The organism is Actinomadura fulvescens, from assembly GCF_039533225.1.
In the GTDB taxonomy this organism is placed as follows: Bacteria; Actinomycetota; Actinomycetes; order Streptosporangiales; family Streptosporangiaceae; genus Spirillospora; species Spirillospora fulvescens.
Genome location: NZ_BAAATD010000002.1, coordinates 441,522 through 463,571, shown reverse-complemented (window position 1 = coordinate 463,571; position 22,050 = coordinate 441,522). Strand labels below are relative to the sequence as shown.

The following is a 22,050-nucleotide window of genomic DNA, read 5'->3' as shown; positions in this document are numbered from 1 at the left end:
CTGCACGCCATCGGCAGCCGAGGCTGAATTCCTTGATGGCGCCAATTGAAGATGGCAATGACGTTAAGCACTTACCAAACGATGAGCAAGGGCGGTTTAGCGTGACTTCAGAGAGGCTTACGAATTGACTTAGAAGCTCGCTATTCCGTCAGTGAGGAAACCGGGTATGGCGTCGAGAAGATCCTTTGTATAGGCGTGTTCCGGCGCCGCGAACACCTTCTCCGTCCCGCCCTCTTCGACCACCCTGCCGTCCTTCATCACCGCGACCCGGTCGCTCAGCCGGCGGACGACACCGAGGTCATGGGAGATGAACACCAGAGCGACACCGAGCCGCCGCTGCACGTCGGCGAGGACGTCGAGGACCTGCGCCTGGATCGAGGCGTCCAGCGCGGACACCGGCTCGTCGCAGACGATGACGTCCGGCCCTGGCGCGAGGGCCCGCGCGATGGCCAGCCGCTGCCGCTGGCCGCCGGACAGCTCGCGGGCCCGCCGCGCGGCGATCTCGGGCGCGAGCCCGACATCGGCCAGCAGCCCGGCCAGCCGTTCCGCGCGTTCACCGCGCCGCGCGCCGACCGCGCGCATCGGCTCCTCCAGGAGCTGTCGCGCGGTGTAGCGGGGGTCGAACGAGCCGAGCGGGTCCTGATAGATCATCTGGACCCGGCGCCGGGCCGCCCGCCGCGCGGCGCCGCTCAGCTCGGTCCACGACCGCCCGTCCAGCTCGACCCGGCCCGCGTCCGGCTCGACCAGCCCCATGAGCATCCGGCCCACGGTGGTCTTCCCGGAGCCGGACTCCCCCACGATGCCGAGTGTCTCCCCCGCCCGGAGCTCCAGCGACACGCCGTCCACGGCCGCGAGCACCCGCTTGCCGGCGAGCCGATAGTGCTTGAACAGTCCCTCGGCCCTGAGCACCACGCCGCCGAGCGGCTCCCCGCCACCGGCCGGAGCCGCCGTGGCCACCGCCTCCGCCGCGGCGGAGGCCGCCGCCGGGACCGCGGCGAGGAGGGTCCTCGTGTACGGATGGGAGGGCGATCGCAGGACCTCACGCGCCGGTCCCTGTTCGACGAAGCGGCCCTCCTTCATCACGTACAGATAGTCGGCGATCTCCGCCACCACGCCGAGGTCGTGGCTGATGAGCAGCACGGCGGTGCCGTTCTCGGCTCGCTCGCGCAGCAGCCGGAGCACCTGGCGTTGCACGGTCGCGTCGAGGGCCGTCGTGGGCTCGTCGGCGATCAGCAGCTCGGGGCGCGCCGCCAGCGCGGACGCGATCAGTGCGCGCTGCCGCAACCCGCCCGACAACTGGTGCGGATACTGCCGCGTCCTGCTCGCCGCGGCGGGGATCCCGGCCTCGCCCAGCAGCCGGACGACCTCGGCGCCGAGCTCGTCCGCCGGCACGATCCGGTGTTCGCGCAGCGGCTCGGCCACCTCGGCGCCGACACGGCGCAACGGATCCAGCGAGCCGAGGGCGTCCTGCAGGACGAAGCCGATCCGCCTGCCCCGCAGGGCACGCCACCGGCGCCCTTGGAACCCCCTCAGATCCGTGCCGGCGAAAAGGAACTCGCTCGCCGACACCTGCGCGCCTTCTCCGGCCAATCCGACCAGGCTGCGCGCCGTGACGCTCTTGCCCGATCCCGACTCGCCCACGATCGCCACCACCTGGCCGGGCCGGATCCGGAACGAGACGCCGCGGACGGCCTCGACCCGCCGCCGGCCCGCGGTGAACACCACCGTGAGGTCCTCGACCGCGACCAGTGGCGCCGCGCCGTCGTCCGGGCTCATCGCCGCCCCCGCTCGATCCGCGCCTGAAGATGCTGACCCACCACCGTGACCGCCAGCACCGCGATGGTGATCGCCGCGCCCGGGAACGCGGCGGTCCACCAGGCCAGCCCGAGGAACTCCCGGCTGCCGGCCAGCATCGCCCCCCACTCCGCCGTGGGCGGGCGCGGCCCGAGGCCCACGAAGCTCAGTGACGAGCCAGCGACGATCATCGCGCCCAGGGTCATCGTGGCCAGCGCGAAGATCGGCCCGAACGCGTTGGGCAGGATGTGCCGGACGATCACCTGGCTCCGTGACCAGCCGAACCCATAGGCGGCCTCCACATAGGGCGAGCCGCGGAGCCTGATCACCTCGGCGCGGGTCACCCGGGCGAAGCCCGGCATCGCCACTACGGCGAGCCCCACGGTCGCGGTGGCGCTCCCGGGTCCCACCACCGCGACGACCAGGAACACCAGCAGCAGCCCGGGCACTGACAGCACGACGTCCAGCGCCCTGCTGAGCACCTGGTCCACCAGCCGGCCGCCCTGTGCGGCCGCGACGCCGATCAGGACGCCCGCGGCGAGCGCCAGCGCGACCGCGCCGGCGCCGATCAGCAGCGAAGGCCGGGCGCCGTGCACGATCCGGGCGTACAGGTCCCGGCCGTTCTGGTCGGTGCCGAGCCAGTGCTCACCATCGGGCGGCCGGAACGTGGCCTCCAGATCGGCTGCGTCGGGATCGGTGCCCGTGAACAACGACGGGACGGCCACCATCGCCGCCAGCAGGATCAGCACGGCGATCCCGAGCCACAGGCCGAAGCCGCGGCGGCCGTACCACCCGGAGCCGGGATTCTTCCACCCGGTGACGGGATCCTCCGGCCGGACGGTGTCGAAGGCCATCTCTACCTCCCCGTGTCCCGCGTCCTGGGATCGATGAGCCAGGTGAGCAAGTCGACCGCGATCGTCACCACCACGAAGACCAGCGCGGCGAGCAGCACGATCGCGACCACCATCGGCATGTCCTTGTTCTCCACCGCCGACAGCGCCAGCCTGCCGATGCCCTGCCGGGAGAACACGATCTCGATGATCACCGCGCCGCCGATCAGCGAGCCGGCGATCCAGCCCAGCAGCGTGGTGGCGGGGAGCAGCGCGTGCCGCAGCACGTGGCGCAGCCGCAGCGCCACTTCACCGATTCCGCGCGCCCGGGCGGTCACGACGAACGGCTCGTCCAGCGCGCGCAGCAGGCCGTCTCGCAGGACCCGCGTCACCACCGCCGTGGGCGCGGCGGCGAGCGCGACGGTGGGGAGCACAAGCCCGGAGAACGACGAGGAGCCGATGGCCGGGAACCAGTGCAGATTGAACGAGAAGACCGTCAGCAACAGCAGCCCCAGCCAGAACGGCGGAAGCGCGACCACCAGCGACTCCACCGCCGCGAACGCCGACCGGACCCACCGCCTCCGGTTGGCGCTCACCACCGCGAGCACGACCGAGGCGACCACGGTGAGCACCAGTGTCGCCGCTATCAGCAGCAGGGTGGCGGGCAGCTGTGACCCGATCGCGTCCCAGACCGGACGGCGCAACACGTACGAGTAGCCGAACTCGCCACGCCCGATCCTGCCCAGGTAGGCCAGGTACTGCACCACGACGGGGTCATCGAAGCGGTATTCGGCGACGAGCCGGTCGCGCACCTCAGGGCTCACCGCCGACCGGGCGAGCAGGACGTCGACCGTGCTGCCCGGCATCAGCTGCAGCAGGAAGAACGTCAAGGTCACCGCGCCCCACAGGACCACCAGCGAGGCCGCCGCACGCACCAGCACGAGGCGGAGCAGCCGCGTGCGCCGCGCGCCGGCGGCGGCCGCGACCACCGCCTCCCCGGCCGCCGGCGGTGACTTCAGCTGGCCCGCCACGTCAGGACGCCAGCCACAGGCCGTAGAAGCTCGGTGACCCGTCGGCGGCGAACTCCACGGCGCGGACCGTGGAGCGCGCCGACAACGTGGAGAGCGGCGCGTAGATCGGGAACACCGCGGCGTCCTCGGTGACGCGCCTCTGCACCTCGGCGTAGACGCGGAACTGCGCCGCCTGGTCGCGGGCCTTGAGCGCGCGATCGAAGGCGGCCTGCACGGCCGGGCTGTCGTAGCGCGCCATGTTGTTGCTGACCCCGCGTTCGGGCGTGGGGATGTTCTCGGCGCCGAACAGCACCCGGAGCACCTCCGGGCCGGGCTGGGAGAAGCTGGTGTCGATCAGCTCGTAGTCGCCGGCGAGCAGGCGCTTGACGAACGTGCCGCCGTCGACGTTCTGCTCGACGAACTCCACGCCCAGCTGCTTGGCGGCCGACTGGACCTGCACGGCGAGATTCGCGATCGACCCGTCGGACCACAGGTGCCGGACGGTGAGCCGCTTGCCGTTCTTGGTGCGGAAGCCCGCGGCGTCCCGGGCCGTCCAGCCGGCCTTGTCCAGGAGCCGTCCGGCGGCGGCCTGGTCGTGGGCGTACGCCCCGGCCAGGGAGGGGTCGCTGCCGGGCGTGGCCGGGGACAGCACGCCGCGTGCCCCCTCGTACACCCCGAAGTAGACGTTCTTGACGATCTGCGCCCAGTTGATGCCGGTGCGCACCGCCTTGCGCACGACCGGGTCGGCGAGCGGACCGTTGGCGGTATTGGGCCAGTAGCTGTAGTTGACGCCGGGATAGGGCACCGAGTGCAAGGTGAACCCGGCCATGTTCTTCATCGTGCGGACGTTGGTCGGCGAGAGCGCGGTGACCGCGTCGACCTGACCGCTGGTGAGCGCCCCGAAGCGGGCCGCGTTGTCCGGCGCGACCTTGACCTCCACCCGGTCCAGCCGGGCCGGGCCGGTATGCGACGACGACCCCGGCGCCCAGTCGTAGGCCGGGTTCTTGACGTACTCGATGCCCTGCTGCGGCACCAGCCCGCGCTCGGTGCGGAACGGCCCGGTACCGACGATCTTGGCGCACAGCGACGCAGCGGAATCCTTGAGCGTCTTCGGCGACTCGATGCCCAGGTTGGGCAGGGCCAGCGCGCCGAGGAAACCCGAGTCCGGCTTCTTCAGGGTGACCTCGACCGTGTGCGCGTCGGCCGCCCGGGCCGAGCGGTAGGAGGAGATCAGGCCGGCGGCCAGCAACGACTTGGTCTCCGGGGCCACGACATGGTCGAGGTTGGCGACGACGGCCGCGGCGTCGAACCTGGTCCCGTCGGTGAACGTGACGTCCCGGCGCAGGTGGAAGGTGTAGGTCAGCTGGTCGGGCGAGACCGTCCACCTGGTCGCGAGCCAGGGGTGGAAGCGGCCCCGGCGGTCCTGGTACACCAGCGAGTCGACCACCGGACGGGCGAGCATCCGCCCAGACTCGGTGGGACTCTGGTGGGGATCCAGGCACTCGGGTTCCTTGTCGATCGCGAGCCGGAGCGTGCCCCCGTTCCGCGGCGGGCCGCCCGCCGCGGCCCCGCCCGTCTCCGCCGAGCACGCGGCGGAGGCCAGCAGCAGCGCGGCCCCCATCGCGACCGCCGTCGTGTTCCAGGCGGGCCTGCCTCGGAAGCTCGTACCTGAACCCATCCTCATCCTCATCGCCTCGGCGTGGCCGTCGAACGGACGCATGGTCCGGCGCCCCGGGCAGGCGCTCGGCCCTCGGCCTGAACACTGCATGGAGGGTCTAAAGCCAGGCTGAAGGTCGCAGGCGGGCGCGGCTCAGAGCGAGGAAACGATCTTGGCGGTCAGCTCGTACGAGCGGACTCTGGCCTCGTGGTCGGGCACCTGGGTCAGCACGAAGAGTTCGTCGGCGCGGGTCTGCCGCAGCAGCCCGCCCAGCCGGGGCGCGATCTCCTCCGGCGTGCCCACGAACTGCGGATCGATCCGTTCCTTGAGGAAACGTTCCTCGGCCGAGCTGAAGCGGTGTGCGGCCGTTTCCTCCTCGGTCGGCAGCACCGTCTCCGGATCCACCGTGCGCATCAGGATCTGACCGTAGACGAACGACCGGGCCAGCCGGTGCGCCCGCTGCCCGCTGTCGGACGCCACGACGATGACCGCCACGCCCGCGTACGGCTCGGTCAGCTGCGAAGAGGGCCGGAAGGCCTTTCGGTAGGCCTCCAGCGCCGCCGGTGCGCCACCGCCCACGATCGCGTGCGCGTAGACGTACGGCAACCCCAGCCTGCCCGCGTTCGCGGCGCTTCCGGGACTCGACCCCACGATCCAGAACTCGGGCGGCTCGACCGGCTCGGGGATCGCCCGGACACCGGCGCTGCCACCGGCGAAGTAATCCCGGAGCTCTGCCAGGGCGTCACCGAAGTCGAGCCTGCGCGGGTCGCCCAGCCGGGCCGCCGACTCGGGCGAGCCGCCCGTCGCGCGCCCGAGCCCGAGGTCGACCCGGCCGGGGAAGAGCCCGCCCAGCACGCCGAACTGTTCGGCGACCACCAGCGGCGAGTGATTGGGCAGCAGCACCGCGCCCGAGCCCACCCGGATCGTTTCGGTGGCGGCCAGGATGGGCCCCGCGAGGACCGCCGGGCTGGAGGTGGCCAAGGCAGGCGTGTTGTGGTGTTCGGCCACCCAGTAGCGCCGATAGCCGAAGCCCTCGACGGCCCTGGCAAGGTCCACCGACCGGCGCAGCGCCTCGCCGGCGGTGTCGCCGCGCCAGACCGGCGCCGTGTCGTGCACGGAGATCGCGATTCCCGCAGCCACAGTCTCTCCTCATTATCCTGAGGTTGCCTCATGTTAATGTTCGTGGACAGTTAAATTGAGGCACCCTCAGGTTGTCAATGCGTTCTCCGCCTCGATCGGGCGGGGCACCAGGTCGGCCGCGGCGTCCAGGGACAGATGGCCGGGCACGTCGACGATCTCCGCCAGTGTGTGGGTGAAGGCCACCTGCTGCGGCGCCGCCTCCACGGTGGTGGCTCCCGCCTCCACGGTGGTGAATCCGTAGTGCGGATACAGGTCCCGTACCTTGGGGTTCTTGGGGGTCGCCCGGTATTCGCCCCGCACGGCGCGGAAACCCGCGTCACGTGCGCCCCGCAGCACCGCGGAGAGCGCGGCCTGCTCGATACCGCGGGCGAAGACCCGGCAACTGAGCAGGAAATTGTCGATGAGCAGAACCTCGCCCTCCGCCCTCAGGAAGAGTGCGCCCACCATCCCGTTGCCGCCGAAGCGGTCGCCGGACGAGATCGCCAGCACGCGCGCCTCCGGGCGCCCGGCACGTGCCCGCACCTCCTCGGCCGTGAGCCGTTCGGTGGTGAGGTTGAACTGGTTCGTGCGCAACGTCAGCTGCGACACCCGGGCGACGTCGGCGGCGGCCACCGGAGCGAGCCGCACCGACACGCGCAGGCCGGCCAGGAACTCCGCGGCCGACCCCGCCGCGGACAGGAAGTCCGTGCGGGCCGTCTCCTCGTGATAGCGCCGGGTCCGCACCCGATCCTCGGCGGTCACCTCCGTGGTCGCGAACCAGCCGTCGGCCAGCAGCCGGGTGGCGTGCAAGGCGGGGTCGCCGTCCAGATGGAGCACGGTGGTCTCCGGCAGCTCCGCCGCCACCGCCGCGCACTCGTGCGCGCTGTCATCGGCGAACACGACGCTGTCGGCGCCGAGGTTCAGATCCCGGACGAGGGCGCGGAGGTGCACCGGCTTGGGCTGCCAGTCGGCCATGATCCGCACGAAGTCCGGCACCCGCAGCCGCATGTGGGGATGTCCGTCCAGCGCCGTGAGCACGGCGTCCTCGTCGTTCTTGCTGACCGCCGCCAGCAGCACGCCCTGCGACTGCAACTGCTTCACCACACCCTGGAAACGCCGGAACGCCTCGCCTTGGCGGCCGTACGCCACCTCGATGCCCTCGAGCCCGTCGTCGCCCAGGACGCCGCCCCACAACGTCTGGTCGAGATCGACGGCGAGCACCTTCTTGGCCTTGCCGGTTCGGGCGCGCACCAGATGGCCCAGCTCGCGCGCGTAAGCGCTCAGCAGTCCGTCGGACAAATGTGTCCCGGCATAGGTCTCCAGGCGCGGATCGACCGGCTCCGCCCCCGCCGCGACAAGCGGATCGAGATCCATCACCACGACAGGTCCCGCGGCCTCCCCGAGCCGCAGCAGCTCGGCGTTGGCCGACCGCCACGCGGCCCCGAGCCGCGCCCTGGCCGGGTAGTCCAGCAGCTGTGCCTGCCACAGCCGGGGCAGCACGATCGTGTTCAGCACGAGCGTCCCCGACCCGGTCTCGCCGAACTGGCCGACCAGCCGCCGCCACAGCGCCAGCTTCTCCTGCAGCACCCGTTCCACGTCCTCGGCCGCGAACGGCACGCCGACCTCGTCGAACACCGTGGCGTGGTCGAGCACGCACACCGTCAGGGCCGGCCGCTCGGCATAGAGCTCGCTGCCCGGATCGCCCAGCTCGAAGACGTACGACCCGAACTCCGCGAGCCGGATGCGCGGCAGATAGCCGTGCCGGGCCAGTGTGCCGGTCAGCGCGGTCCGCAGCGCCTCCAGCGTGCCGTGCCCGGTGATGGTCACCGTGATCTCGGGCAGGCCGGGATGGTGCTCGCGGACCGCCGTCAGGTCCGCCCGGGCGAGGATCCGCGCCGAGCGCGCGGCGTCCTGCTCGGTCATGGCGGCCAGCAGCGGAGCGACCTCGTCGAAACGGCGGGCCAGCACCCCCTCGCGATGCAACGACCGCAGCCTGTCGCGTGCCTCGTCGCTGTTCATCATCGTCCCTTCCGGCGGCCTAGCCGGCCCGGCCCGCGGCGGCGGGCGCAGGCTCGGGTCGCACCGTGGCCGCCACCAGGCCCTGCAGGTGAAGGGCGAGGTCGTGCGCCGTGCGGTGATCGAGCACCACGCCCGGCGACACCTCGACGCCGGTCTGCCGGGACAGCCGCGAGGCGATCTCCAGCGCGCCGAAGGACGTGATGCCGACCTGGGTCAGGTCGTCACCGGGAGCGAGGGAGCCGCGCACGTGGCCCAGCGCGTCCGCCACCGCCTCCAGCACCATCGACGCGAGCAGGCCCGGACGCTCCTCGTCGGGCACGTCCTGCAACGGCGACCCGAGCTCGGAGAGGTCGTCCTCCGGGGGTGGCTGCGGCCGGGCCGAGCGCCATCGCCGCAGCGCGTTGAGCACCTCCCGGACCGCCTCGGGCGGCGCGTCCATATCGCCGACGAGGGCACCGAACCGATCCGGATCGAGGCTGTCCACCGCCTCCCACAGCGCGCGATCCTGCGCCGAACCGCCGGCGCCGCGGACGTCGGCCGCAGCAAGCCAGTAGTGCTCGTGCTGGAACGGGTAGACGGGCACCGTGGCGGGATCCGCAAGCGGTCCCCCACCGAGGACCCTGGCCCAGTCGACGGCCACCCCGCGCGCGTACGCCTGCGCCACCCCGAGCAGGACCGACCGGCCCTCGGCGCTCGGATGGCGCACCAGCGGGACGGCGGCGACCGTGTCCCGGACGTCGGCGAGGCAGTCGCCGATCATGGCGGTCATCGTGGCGTCCGGCCCGATCTCGATGAACGTATCGACGCCCAGCTCGTGGAGAGACCGGACGCCGTCATGGAAGCGGACGGTGCCGCGAACCTGTGCGGCCCAGTAATCCGGTGCGGCGAGCTCCTCCCGGGTGACCGGACGCCCGCTCCGGTTGGAGACCAGCGGGACGGCCGGCGGCGCGACGCCGAGCGAGCCGGCGGCCTCGACGAGCGCCGGGAGGGCGGCGTCCATGTGGGACGCGTGGAACGCATGGCCGACCCGGAGCGCCTTGGTGCGCACGCCATCGGCCCGCCACCGGGCGGCCAGCGCGCGGACGTCCGCCGCGTCACCGGAGATCACCGTCGACCGGGGCCCGTTCACCGCCGCCACCGACACCCGTCCCGCCAGGTCGTGGAGGGCGGCGGTCACCTCGGCCTCCGGCGCCCGAACCGACACCATGCTCCCTCCTCCGGGCGCGGCCTGCATGGCGAGAGCCCGCGAGACGACCAGGCCCGCCGCGTCCTCCAGCGACAACACCCCGGCCACATGCGCCGCGGTGAGCTCCCCGATGGAGTGCCCGAGCAGCGCGTCGGCGACCAGGCCGAAATCCTGGGCGAGCCGGCACAACGCCAGCTGTACCGCGAACAACGCGGGCTGGGTGAACTCGGTGCGCTGCAACAGTTCGGCCTCCGGGCCGCCCGGCGGGGCGAACACGACGTCGCGCAGGCTCGGGCCCGCGGCGCGAGCCCGCCGCGCTCGGTCGAGGGCGGCGCAGGCGGCGTCGAACGTCTCGGCGTAGACCCGATGGTGGTCGTAGAGCTCTCGTCCCATCTCCGGCCGCTGTGTCCCCTGGCCGCTGAAGACGAACGCCACCTTCGGCGCGGCCCGGGCGACCGTGATCGCGCTCGACGGTGAGGTGAGCAGGTCGAGCCTGCGGGCGAGCTCGGTGGCGTCCGCGCCCACGGCGACCGCGCGATGCCGGAACGCCGACCGCCGGGTGACGAGCGTGCGCGCGACGGCGGCCACGTCGACCTCGGCGTCGCCCCGCAGCAGGGCGGCCAGCCGGGCGGCCTGCGCCCGCACCGCGGCGGGCGTCTTGCCGGACACCACCCAGGGCACCGCCACGGGTGGCGGGGCGGCCGGGCCGGCGGTCTCGACCGGGGACATGGCGGGTGGCTCTTCGAGGATGAGGTGGGCGTTGGTCCCGCTGATCCCGAACGACGAGACACCGGCCAGCCGCGGGGTGGCGTCCGTGGCGGGCCAGGGCCGCCGCTCGCTGAGCACCTCGACCCGGCCCTCGTCCCAGTCGACCAGGCCGGACCGTTCGGCCGCGTGCAGGGTCGCCGGGAGCACGCCGTTGCGCATCGCCTGCACCATCTTGATCACACCGGCCACGCCCGCGGCGGCCTGCGTGTGCCCGAGGTTCGACTTGACCGAGCCGAGATAGAGCGGCTCCGAGCGGCCGGCGTCGGCGCCGTACACGGCCAGCAGGGCACCGGCCTCGATCGGATCGCCGAGCACGGTGCCGGTGCCGTGCGCCTCGACCGCGCCGACCTGCGCGGCCGACAGCCCGCCGCCGCGCAGCGCCGCCTCGATGACCTTCCGCTGCGCGATCCCGCTCGGTGCGGTGAGTCCGTTGCTGGCCCCGTCCGAGTTGATCGCCGAGCCGCGCACCACGGCGAGCACCGGATGCCCGTTGCGCACGGCGTCCCCGAGCCGTTCCAGCACGAGCACGCCACCGCCCTCCCCGAACCCGGTGCCGTCGGCCCCGGCGGCGAAGGCCTTGCATCGGCCATCGGCGGCGAGCCCGCCCTGCAGGCCGAACTCGATGAAGACCCGGGGCGTCGACATCACCGTCACCCCGCCCGCGAGCGCGAGGTCGCACTCCGACCGCCGCAGTGATTCGCATGCGAGGTGCAGGGCGACGAGCGAGGAGGAGCACGCGGTGTCGACCGTCAGTGCGGGGCCCTCGAAGCCGAAGGTGTAGGCCAGCCGGCCGGACGCGACACTCACCGCGTTGCCGGTCATGAAATAGCCCTCGAGGTCGGATGGGACCGCGTCGGCCGGCGGTGCGTAGTCCTGGTAGATCACACCGGCGAACACGCCGGTGCGGCTGCCGCGCAGCGACGCCGGCACCAGACCCGCGCGTTCCATGGCCTCCCAGGCGAGTTCCAGCAGGTGCCGTTGCTGCGGGTCCATGGCCAGCGCCTCCTTCGGCGCGATCCCGAAGAAGGCCGCGTCGAACCCCGCTGCGTCGTCCAGGAAAGCACCGGCCTTGGCGTACTCCAGTGCTGTCGGGTCCCAGCCGCGGTCACCTGGCGGTCCGGATACCGTGTCCACGCCCTCGTTCACCACGCGCCAGAGGTCCTCGGGCGTGCGTATCCCGCCGGGGTACCGGCAGGCCATGGAGACGACGGCGATCGGTTCGGGAGCCGACCGCGCGGCCAGTTCCCTCTTCACCTTGGCGAGCTCGCTGGTCGTCCAGTGGAGGTACTCGACCAGCTTCTTCTCGTCAGCCATATGTCCCTCACGTCTGAGTTCTGAGCTCGGAGTCGATGAACCGGAACAGCTCTTCGGCGGTCGGCGGCGCCCCGTCGTGCGCCGGTGTCACGGCGGGTGGTGTCACGGTGGCCGGTGTCACGGCGGCCGGTGCGGCGGCCGTAACGAGCCGGTCGAGCAGGTAACCGGTCAGCGCGGCCGGCGTCGGATGGTCGAACACGATCGTGGCGGGCAGCCGCAGCCCGGCCGCCTTGCCGAGCCGGTTACGCAGTTCCACCGCGGTCAGCGAGTCGAATCCGAGTTCCTTGAAGCTGCGTCCGTCCTGGTCCGCCTCGCCCGGGGGCCGGCCGAGGACCGCCTCCACGTACCGGATGACGGTCCTGTGCACGATCTCCCGCCGGCGCTCCGGGTCCGAGCCGGCGAGCAGGCCCGCCAGGTCGGGGCCGGTGGCCGCCGCCGCCGGCCCGCCCGGGGCGCGAGCGGCCGGCCGGTCCCGCACCAGCGAACGCAATGGCGGCGCGAGGTCCGGGGCGCCGGCCAGCCTGTCCGTGTCCAGCCGTACCGCGACGAGCGCGGGATCCGCGGCCCCGATCGCGGCGTCGAACAGCGCGAGGCTCCGCCCGGCGGACAGGGCCAGCATGCCCGAGCGCGCCAGTCTGGCCCTGTCGGCGCCGGCCAGCGACCCGGTCATCGTGCTGTCTGACTGCCACAGCCCCCAGGCGATCGAGGTGCCGGGCAGTCCGGCGCGGGACCGAACGGTGGCGAGGCCGTCCAGGACCACGTTGGCCGCCGCGTACGCCGCCTGGCCGGGGTTCCCGACGATCCCGGCGGCGGACGAGAACAGCACGAACGCGCTCAGGTCGGCACCTTCGGTGAGGCGGTGCAGGTTCCAGGCACCGTCGACCTTGGGCCGCAGCACCGCCGCCAGCCGTTCCGGCGTGAGGTTCGCGATCGTCGCGTCGTCCAGGACGCCCGCGGCGTGGACCACCGCGGTCAGCGGCCGGGAGCCCGGGATGTCCGCGAGTGCCCGCCCCAGCGCGTCGGCATCGGCGACGTCGACGGCGGCGAACGTCACCGCGGCGCCCAGTCCGGCGAGTTCGTCGCGCAGCGGACCGGCCGCCGCCGCGCGGTCCCCCTGCCGGCTCACCAGCAGGAGGTGACGCACCCCGTGCGCCGCCGCGAGGTGGCGGGCGACGAGCCTGCCCACGCCGCCCGTCGCGCCCGTGACCAGGACCGTGCCGTCCGGATCCAGCGGCCGCGGAATGCGCAGGGCGACCTTGCCGACGTGGCGCGCGAGGCTGAGGTGCCGCATCGCGTCGGGCGCCTTGCCCGCCGGCCAGGCCGTGACCGGCAGCGGTGCGAGGACTCCGGCCTCCAGCAGCCCGACGATGTCGGCGAGCATGTGCCCGAGCCGGTCGGGTCCGGCCTCGACCAGGTCGAACGCCCGGTAGAAGATCCCATGGTCGGCATGGACCGCGGCGGCGTCCCGGACATCGGTCTTGCCCATCTCCACGAACCGCCCGCCGGAGGCCAGCAGCCCGAGCGAGGCGTCCACGAACTCGCGGGCCAGGGAATTCAGCACGATGTCGACACCGCGTCCGCCCGTCGCGTCCCGCACTGCCTCCACGAAGGACAGGTCGCGGGAACCGGCGATGCGGTCGGCAGGCAACCCGGCCTCCACCAGCGCAGGCCACTTGCCCGGGCTGGCCGTACCGAAGACGTTCAGGCCCCAGTGCCGGGCCAGCTGAATCGCCGCACCACCGACGCCGCCCGCGGCGGAGTGGACCAGCAGCCACTCCCCTGGACGCGCCCCGGCCAGATCGTGCAGGGCGTAGTACGCCGTGAGGAACACCGCGGGGACCGTCGCGGCCTGGGCGAACGACATCCCGGTCGGGATCCGGGCGAGGAGGCGATGATCGGTCACGGCCACCGGCCCGATGCCCCCGGTGATGAGGCCCAGCACCCGATCGCCCGGCTCGACGCCGGTGACGCCCGCGCCGACCGCGAGCACCACCCCGGCGCCCTCCGTGCCCAGGTGGGCCTCGCCCGGATACATGGCCAAGGCCAGCATGGCGTCGCGGAAGTTCAAGCCGGCGGCTCTGACGGCGACGCGCACCTCGCCGGGGGCGAGAGCGGACTCCTCGACCGACCGGCAGACCAGATCCTCGATCACCCCTGTCGAACCGGCTTCCAGCCTCCACGGGGAATCCTTCGGGACGGCCAGACCCTGCCTGCGGCGGAGCCTGGGAACGAGGAGGCCGCCGTCCCTCAACGCGACCTGTGGTTCTGCCGCCGCCACGGCGTCCAGCACCTGCTCGACGGGCGGATCGGGGCTCTCGGTGTCGACGATGACCACCCGGCCGGGGTCTTCGGTCTGGATGCTGCGCGTCAGCCCCCAGACGCCCGCCCCGCCGAGTTCGCGGACGCCGTCGCCGGGCAGGGCCTCGACGGCCCGGCAGGTGCGCACGACGAAGAGCGTGTCGCCCAGCCTGGGCTCCGCCAGTCCTTGCCGGAGCGTGTCGAGCACCCGCGACACGGCGTTCCGGACCGCGAGTGGCACCGGCTCACCGGCTGGTCCGTCCACCGGAACGATGAGCACCTCGGGAGGCTCTCCTCCGGCGTCCAGGGAGGCGATCAGACCGGCGAGGTCCTCGTGCCCGCCGCTCCCCAGCGTCCCGACCCGCTCAGGCCGGGGTCCGGTTCCGGGAGCCTTGGGTTCCCAGACGAGCTCGTACAGCAGGTCGTGGCCGGCGCCGTCGGCGACCCGGAACACGACCTCGTCGATCGTCGCGACCGGAGTCCCGTCGACCGCGGCCAGCTCGGCGGACACCGCCTCGGCCCCCGAGCGGCGCAGGCGCACCCGTACCGTGGCGGGCGCCTCGGCGTGCCGCACGAATCCCCGCCAGGCGAACGGCAGGCGGATCATGCCGTCGTCGGGGAAGAGTCCCGCCAAGCCGACCGCGTGCAGCGCCGCATCGAGGACCGTGGGCGCGACGCGGAAACCCCCGACGCCCTCGAGTGACACTTCGGCGAGCACGGTGTCCCCGGAACGGTACGCGCCGCGCAGCCCGCGGAACGCCGGGCCGTACTGGTAACCCTTCGCCGCGAGGTCTTCGTAAAGGTCTTCCGGCTCGACCGGCTCGACCGTGTCCCCAGGCCAACCGGCGTCCCCGGACCAACCGGCCGCGGGCACCGGGGGCGGCGCACCCGCCGGGTCGAGCGAACCGAGGGCATGCACGGTCCAGGGCGCGCCGAGCGGGTCGTCGGTCTCGGCGGCCCGAGCGTGCACGCCCAGCGAACGGAAGCCGTGCGCGTCGGGCTCGCCGACCGACACCTGGATCTCCACCGCGCCGTCCGGATCGAGGACGAGCGGTCGCCGCAGGGCCAGTTCGTCGACCCGCGCCGCGCCGAGCAGCTCCCCGGCGAAGGCCGCCATCTCGGCGAACACCGCGCCGGGGACCAGCACGGCGCCGTCCACCACGTGGTCGGCGAGCCAGGGCTGGTCGGCCAGGGTGAGACGGCCGAGGAGCAGGAGGCCGTCCTCGCCGCCCGGGCGGATCACGGTGGTGAGCAGTGGGTGCCGCACCATGCGGGTACCGGCGGCGGCGGTCTGGCGGGGGGCCGCTTCGAGCCAGTACCGGCGCCGATCGAACGCGTACGTCGGCAGGCGTGGCACGTCCCGCGGCCGTGGCCCGAGATGCGCGGCCCAGTCGACCGGGACGCCGGCCGCCCAGGCCTCGGCCACGGACGCGAGCAGCCGTGCCAGGCCACCGTCGTCCCGGCGGAGAGTGCGCAGGACCGCGGGCCGCTCCAGCCCATCCAGCGAGTCGAGCACGTCCTGGACCCCGATCCCGATCACCGGGTGCGGGCTCACTTCGAGGAACACCTCGTGGCCCGCGTCAACGGCCGCCACCACCGCGTCCTTCAGCAGCACGGGGTTGCGCAGGTTGCGGTACCAGTACGCGGGCCGCCCGAAGCCGACGTCGCCCGCCGGATCGATCCTGGTCCCGGTGACGGTGGAGAAGACGTCGGCGGTGTAGGCGGTGTCCGCCGGGCCTTCCGCGAGCTGCGGCAGGGTGCGCAGCAACTCGGCTTCGAGCGCCTCGACCTGGGGCGAGTGCGAGGCGTAGTCGACCTCGACCAGCCGGACACGCACGCCCTGCTCCTCGAACCGCCGCTGGACCCGGCGCACGGCCTCGACCTCGCCCGCGACGACGGTCGAGGACGGCCCGTTGATCGCGGCGATGCCCGCCGCGTCATCTCCTTCACCGGCGAGCACCGTCCGGACCCGGTCCGCGCCCGCCGCGATCGACACCATCGCGCCGGTCCCGGCCAGCGCCCGCAACGCCTTGGCACGCAGCGCGACGACCCCCGCCGCGTCCGCCGCCGGGAGGGCTCCCGCCGCCACCGCCGCGGCGATCTCGCCCTGGGAGTGCCCGATCACCGCCGCGGGCCGCACGCCGAACGACTCCCAGACCGCGGTCAGCCCGGTCATCATCGCCCAGAGGACCGGCTGCACCACGTCCACCCGTTCCAAATCGGCGTCGCCGCGCAACGCGTCCAGGAGCGACCAGCCGGTGACCGGGTCGAGCACGGCCGCGCACTCTTCGATCCGGGCGGCGAAGATCGGTGACTCGGCGAGAAGCCGCCGGGCCATGCCCTCCCACTGCGAACCCTGACCCGGATAGAGGAACACGGGTGCGCGCGCATCGGTCGTGTGCCCTGTGATCACGATGGGCGAGGGCGTGCCGCCCGCGAGCGCCGCGAGCCCCGCCAGCGCCGCGTCCCGGTCACCGGCGACGACCACCGCACGGTGGTCGAACTCGGCCCTGGTGTGGACCAGTTCCGCCGCGACCCCGGCGAGCGCGACATCCGGATGCCGCCGGAGATGGTCGTGCAGGCGCCGTGCCTCGCCCTGAAGCGCGTTCGCCGACTTGGCCGACAGGACGAGCGGGACCGGGACGGGGGCGGCCGCGGGCGCGGCGTCCTGGGCGGGCACCGGAGCCGGCGGCGAAGCGGACGCCGGAGCGGGCGGCGCCTCCTCGATGACGACGTGCGCGTTGGTGCCGCTCATCCCGAAGGCCGAAACCCCGAACCGTCGAGGCCGGTCCCCGGCGGGCCAGGGCGTGTTCTCGGTGAGCAGGGCGAGGCCGCCGCGGTCCCAGTCGATATGCCGTGACGGTGCGTCGATGTGGAGGGTGCGCGGAAGCGTCCCGTGTTCCAGCGCCAGCACCATTTTGATGATCCCGCCCACGCCCGCGGCGGCCTGCGCGTGCCCGATGTTGGACTTGAGCGAGCCGAGCCACAGCGGCGGCCGATCCGCGCGGGCCACCCCATAGGTGCCCAGGAGCGCCTCCGCCTCCACCGGATCTCCCAGGGTGGTGCCGGTGCCGTGCGCCTCCACCACGTCGACGTCCGAGGGGGAGAGCCCGGCGCTGCGCAGCGCCTCCAGGATCACTCGTTCCTGGGAGGGGCCGTTCGGCGCGGTGAGCCCGTTGCTGGCGCCGTCCTGGTTCACGGCCGCGCCCTTGACCATGGCCAGCACCGGATGACCGTTGCGCCGCGCGTCCGACAACCGCTCCACCAGCAGCAGCCCGACGCCTTCGCTGAACCCGGTGCCGTCGGCCGAGTCCGCGAACGCCCGGCACCGGCCGTCCGGAGAGAGCCCCCGCTGGCGGCTGAACTCCACGAACGTCGAGGGCGTCGCCATGAGCGTCGCCCCACCCGCCAGAGCCAGGTCGCATTCGCCGTTGCGCAGCCCCTGGGCGGCGAGATGGAGCGCCACCAGCGAGGACGAGCACGCGGTGTCGACCGTGACCGCGGGTCCCTCCAGCCCGTAGGTGTAGGCGATCCGGCCGGAGGCGACGCTGCCCGCGCTGCCCGTGCCGAGGTAGCCGCCGTGTTCCCGCGGGTCGTGTTGCGCCCGTCCGCCGTACTCGGTGTAGATGAGACCGACGTAGACGCCGGTGCGCGAGCCCCGCAGCCGGGTGGGATCGATGCCAGCGCGCTGGAACGCCTCCCACGAGGTCTCCAGGAGGAGCCGCTGCTGCGGATCGGTGGCCCGCGCCTCGCGCGGGTTCATCTCGAAGAAGCCGGCGTCGAAGTCGGCGGCGTCATGGACGAAGCCGCCATGGCGGGCGTACGACGTGCCCGGGTTGTCCGGATCATTGTCGAAGAGCGCGTCGAGGTCCCAGCCTCGGTCGGCGGGGAAGGCCCCGATGGCGTCCGTGCCCGATTCGAGCAGCTCCCACAGCTGCTCGGGCGTGCTGACGCCGCCGGGGTAGCGGCAGCTCATGGCCACGATGGCGATCGGCTCGTCGGCCGTCCGCGGCCTGGCCGCCGCGAGCGCCGTCGCACCGGAGGAGCCGCGGGCGAGAAACTCCGCGAGCGAACGCGGGTCGGGATGGTCGAAGACGAGGGTGCTCGGCAGGCGCCGCCCCACGACCCGGCTCAGGTGGTCGCGCAGCTGCACCGCCGTCATGGAGTCGAGGCCGAGCTCCCGGAACGGCCGGTCGGGCCGGATCGTACGCACGGAGTCGTGCCCGAGGATGCCCGCGACCGCCCGGCCGACCACTTCCAGAAGGCGGTCCGCACGTTCGTCCTCGGACGCCCCGGCGAGAGAGTCCGCGAGCCCCGCGTCACCGGCGTCCAGCCGCGCCGGCCCGCGTACCGTCCTTCTGACGCGGCGAGCTCCGGTGGCGGGCTCCACCGCGGGAGCCTCGGCCAGCTCATCGACCGCGTGCACGCGCAGTTCATCGACGGACAGAACGGCCCGGCCGTCATCATCGGCGACGGTCAGCGCCAGCACGTCTTCGGCCGTCCACGTCAGCCGGACGTGGAGCGGCCCGGTCGCCAGGCCGGTGTGCGAACGAGCGCCGCTCCAGGCGAAGGGGACTTTGACCGCGGGAGGCTCGCTCCGGCCGGCAGCGCGGGTCAGCCGGTCGAGGAAGGCCGCTTGCACCAGCCCGTCCAGGACGGCGGGATGCAGCACGAACCCATCGTCACCCCCGGTCGGCGGCGCCACTTCGGCGAACATCTCGTTCTCCCGCCGCCACGCGGCCCGGACGGTGCGCAGCCGCGGGCCGTAGTGCACGCCCAGCTCGGCCAGGGCGGTGTACCCGGCGGCCACGTCCAGCGGCTCCGCGTCCGGCGGCGGCCACTCAGGCGAGGCCGGGAGCCCTGCCGCCGGGAGCCCTGCCGCCGGGAGCCCGGCCGTCGCGCGCTCGGCCGCCGGGCCGGCGGCACCGAGCGCTCCGGTGGCGTGCGACCGCCACGGATCGTCGGTGTCCCCGTCCCCCAGCCTGCTGTGAACGGTGAACGTCGCGCCCGAGCCATCCTCGGCAGGCGAGGCCTCCACCTGGATCTGCACCGGCCCGTCCGGCACGTCCACCGGAGCGAGCAGCGTCAGCTCTTCCACCACGGGCAGTCCCAGCCGCTCGCCGCAAGCCAGGGCCAGCTCAAGCAGGGCGCTCCCTGGCAGCACCGGCCGCTCACCGAGACGATGCTCGCGGGCCCAGCCGCCGGGAAGGGCACCGGTGAACACCACACCGCGACCGTCCGCGGGCTCCACGACCACGCTGAGCACGGGGTGCCCGGCCCGGACCTGCCCGGGCAGCGTCCGGCCGCCCTCGACGTTGGTCTCCAGCCAGAACCGGCGCTCCTGGAACGCGAACGTGGGGAGATCGACGTGGCGCCCGTCGGTCACCGGCCGCCAGTCGACCGCGGCGCCCGTCACGAACAGGCTGCCGGCCGACGTCAGGAACTGGTCCAGCCCGCCGTTGTCGCGACGCAGCGTGGCCACCACATGCCCATGTCCCGGCGGCCCGGCGCTCTCCAAGGTGTCGCGCAGCGCGGCGCCGAGCACCGGATGCGGGCTGACCTCAAGCAGGCGGTGGTGCCCGGCCGCGGCTAGCGCGGTGACGGTCTCGGCCAGGCGCACGGGTTCGCGCAGGTTGGCGTACCAGTAGGCGGCGTCGAGCGAGGTGGTGTCGATCTCGCCCGCGGTGACCGTGGAGAAGAAGCCGACACGCCCGGCCCTCGGCTCGATCGCCGCGAACTCCGCCAGCAGCGGATCCCGCAGAACCTCGACCGCACGCGAGTGGGAGGCGTAGTCCACCGGGATGAGGCGTGCGCGCGCGCCCTCCGTCTCGCATCTGCCGACGAACTCCGCGACGGCCGCGGCTTCGCCGGACACGACGGTGGCGCGCGGCCCGTTGATCGCCGCGACGCCGACGTCCTCCCTGCCCGCGAGCCGGTCCCGTACGTCGTCGGCGGGCAGTTCGATCGATGCCATCGCGCCCGTGCCCGCGATGGCCAGGATCGCACGGCTGCGCCGCGCCACCAGCGCGGCGGCGTCGGCGAGGTCCAGGGCACCCGCGACGTAGGCCGCGGCGATCTCCCCCTGTGAGTGGCCCACGACGGCGGCGGGCTCCACTCCGAACGACCGCCAGACGGCCACCAGCGACACCATCATCGCGAAGAGGGCCGGCTGGACGACGTCGACGCGGCTCAGCATGCTCTCGTCAGCGGCGGAGACCACGTCGATGAGATCCCAGGAGACGTGCGGGGCGAGCGCTTCGGCGCACCGTTCCATCTCAGCGCGGAACGCCGCGGAGGATGCCATCATGTCGCGGCCCATGCCGGCCCACTGGGAGCCCTGCCCGGGGAAGACGAAGACCGGGCCACCGGTCGCTCCCGCCTCGCCCCAGACGGCGCGCTGGGAGGGCAGCCCCTCCTCTACCGCCGCGAGCTCCCGGGTGAGCTGGTCGAGGGTCGATCCGACCGCGACGGCCCGGTGCGCCAGGGTGGCCCGGCCGGTGCGCAGGCTGTAGGCGACGTCCTCAGGTGCCAGGTCAGGGTCGCCCGACACCTGCTTCCTGAGCCTGCCGATCTGGTCGCGCAAGGCGTGTTCTGTGTGCCCGGACACCACCCATGCCACAGGACCGCGTTCGTCCCGTTCCGGCTCGGGCCCGTCCGGCTCGGGCGGTGCCTCGATGATCGCGTGTGCGTTCGTGCCGCTGATGCCGAACGACGAGACCGCGGCACGGCGCGGGCGATCGCGGTCCGGCCACGACCGCGGCTCGGTGAGCAGGGCCAGCCCGCCCGTGTCCCAGTCCACGTGCGGCGTCGGCTCGTCAATGTGAAGGCTGGCGGGCAGCGTGCCGTGCCGCATCGCCAGGGCCATCTTCATCAGGCCGCCGATGCCCGCCGCCGCCTGGGTGTGCCCGAGGTTGGACTTGAGCGAGCCCAGCCAGACCGGGTCCGCCGGCGTGCGGCCACGGCCGTAGACCGCCATGAGCGCACCGGCCTCGATGGGGTCGCCGAGGCCGGTCCCGGTGCCGTGCCCCTCGACGGCGTCCACGTCGGCGGGTCCGATCCCGGCGTCGGCCAGCGCGGCGCGGATCACCCGCTGCTGCGCGGACCCGTTCGGCGCGGACAACTGGCTGCTCGCGCCGTCGGAGTTGACCGCGCTGCCGCGCAGCACGGCGACGATCGGATGGCCGAGCCGCTGGGCGTCCGACAGGCGTTCGACCAGGACCAGGCCGACGCCCTCCGCCCACCCGGTGCCGTCCGCTGCCGCGGCGTAGGCCTTGCACCGGCCGTCCTTGGCGAGCCCGCGCTGCCTGCTGAACTCCACGAAGGTCGCCGGGGTGGCCATGACGGTCGCGCCACCGGCGATCGCCATCTCGCAGTCACCGCGGCGCACCGCCTGGGCGGCATAGTGCAGGGCCACCAGGGAGGACGAGCAGGCGGTGTCGACCGTGACCGCCGGGCCCTGGAGGCCGAAGGTGTAGGCGATGCGTCCCGAGGCGATGCTCCCCGCGCTGCCGGTGCCGATGAATCCCTCGAAACCCTCGGGCGCGCGGGTGTGGCGGGAGCCATAGTCGCTGTACATCACGCCGACGAAGACGCCGACCGGCTTCCCGGCGAGGCCGCGCGGATCCAGTCCGGCACGTTCGAACGTCTCCCACGCGGTCTGGAGGAGCAACCGCTGCTGCGGGTCGATCGTCAGAGCCTCCCGGGGACTGATCCCGAACAGCTCGGCGTCGAAGTCCGCCGCCGCGTGCAGGAAACCGCCCTCGGCCGCGTAGGTGGTGCCCTCCCGTGCCGGATCGGGGTCGACCAGGTCGTCGAGGGGCCACCCCCGGTCGGCCGGGAACGGGGTGATCGCGTCGACCCGCGCCGCGACGAGCCGCCACAGGTCCTCCGGTGACCGCACGTCCCCCGGGTACCGGCAACCCATGGCGACGACCGCCAGCGGTTCCCGCGCCGCCTGCTTCAGCCGTTCCACGGAGGCGCGGGCGCGCAGCAGGTCGGCGGTGGTCCGCCTGAGGTAGTCGCGCAGCCTGTCTTCGTTCGCCATGGATGAACCGC

The 22,050-nt window shown here is 73.4% G+C and carries 8 protein-coding genes; all 8 read right to left on the bottom strand.

Going from position 1 to position 22,050, the window contains the following annotated elements; genetic code table 11:
* Positions 1-129 precede the first annotated feature (129 nt).
* A complete protein-coding gene (locus ABD333_RS08970; protein WP_344539539.1) occupies positions 130-1,776 on the bottom strand; it encodes a dipeptide ABC transporter ATP-binding protein in 1,647 nt (548 codons plus the stop codon).
* Positions 1,773-2,648: an ABC transporter permease gene (locus ABD333_RS08965; RefSeq protein WP_344539537.1), complete on the bottom strand. Its 876-nt coding sequence runs from the start codon at positions 2,646-2,648 to the stop codon at positions 1,773-1,775. Before ABD333_RS08965 ends, ABD333_RS08970 begins: the two co-directional genes overlap by 4 nt.
* Positions 2,649-2,650: 2 nt before the next feature.
* Complete coding sequence (locus ABD333_RS08960; protein ID WP_344539535.1) at positions 2,651-3,655, bottom strand: ABC transporter permease; 1,005 nt, start codon at positions 3,653-3,655, stop codon at positions 2,651-2,653.
* A gap of 1 nt (position 3,656) precedes the next feature.
* A complete protein-coding gene (locus ABD333_RS08955; protein WP_344539533.1) occupies positions 3,657-5,312 on the bottom strand; it encodes an ABC transporter substrate-binding protein in 1,656 nt (551 codons plus the stop codon).
* A 132-nt stretch (positions 5,313-5,444) separates the two neighbouring features.
* Entirely contained in the window at positions 5,445-6,431 is a 987-nt protein-coding gene (locus ABD333_RS08950; RefSeq protein WP_344539531.1) for an LLM class flavin-dependent oxidoreductase, read from the bottom strand.
* Between the two features lie 66 nt (positions 6,432-6,497).
* Complete coding sequence (locus ABD333_RS08945; RefSeq protein ID WP_344539529.1) at positions 6,498-8,432, bottom strand: HAD-IIIC family phosphatase; 1,935 nt, start codon at positions 8,430-8,432, stop codon at positions 6,498-6,500.
* A gap of 16 nt (positions 8,433-8,448) precedes the next feature.
* Entirely contained in the window at positions 8,449-11,697 is a 3,249-nt protein-coding gene (locus ABD333_RS08940; protein WP_344539527.1) for a type I polyketide synthase, read from the bottom strand.
* Between the two features lie 7 nt (positions 11,698-11,704).
* Positions 11,705-22,039 carry an SDR family NAD(P)-dependent oxidoreductase gene (locus tag ABD333_RS08935; RefSeq protein ID WP_344539525.1) on the bottom strand — a complete coding sequence of 3,445 codons (10,335 nt, stop codon included), beginning with the start codon at positions 22,037-22,039 and terminating at the stop codon, positions 11,705-11,707.
* Positions 22,040-22,050: the final 11 nt, after the last annotated feature.

What these genes read in the sequence shown, in the direction of transcription:
- ABD333_RS08970 (WP_344539539.1), bottom strand. Translation starts at nt 1,776, where the DNA reads ATGAGCCCGGACGACGGCGCGGCGCCACTGGTCGCGGTCGAGGACCTC.
- ABD333_RS08965 (WP_344539537.1), bottom strand. Translation starts at nt 2,648, where the DNA reads ATGGCCTTCGACACCGTCCGGCCGGAGGATCCCGTCACCGGGTGGAAG.
- ABD333_RS08955 (WP_344539533.1), bottom strand. Translation starts at nt 5,312, where the DNA reads ATGGGTTCAGGTACGAGCTTCCGAGGCAGGCCCGCCTGGAACACGACG.
- ABD333_RS08945 (WP_344539529.1), bottom strand. Translation starts at nt 8,432, where the DNA reads ATGATGAACAGCGACGAGGCACGCGACAGGCTGCGGTCGTTGCATCGC.
- ABD333_RS08940 (WP_344539527.1), bottom strand. Translation starts at nt 11,697, where the DNA reads ATGGCTGACGAGAAGAAGCTGGTCGAGTACCTCCACTGGACGACCAGC.
- ABD333_RS08935 (WP_344539525.1), bottom strand. Translation starts at nt 22,039, where the DNA reads ATGGCGAACGAAGACAGGCTGCGCGACTACCTCAGGCGGACCACCGCC.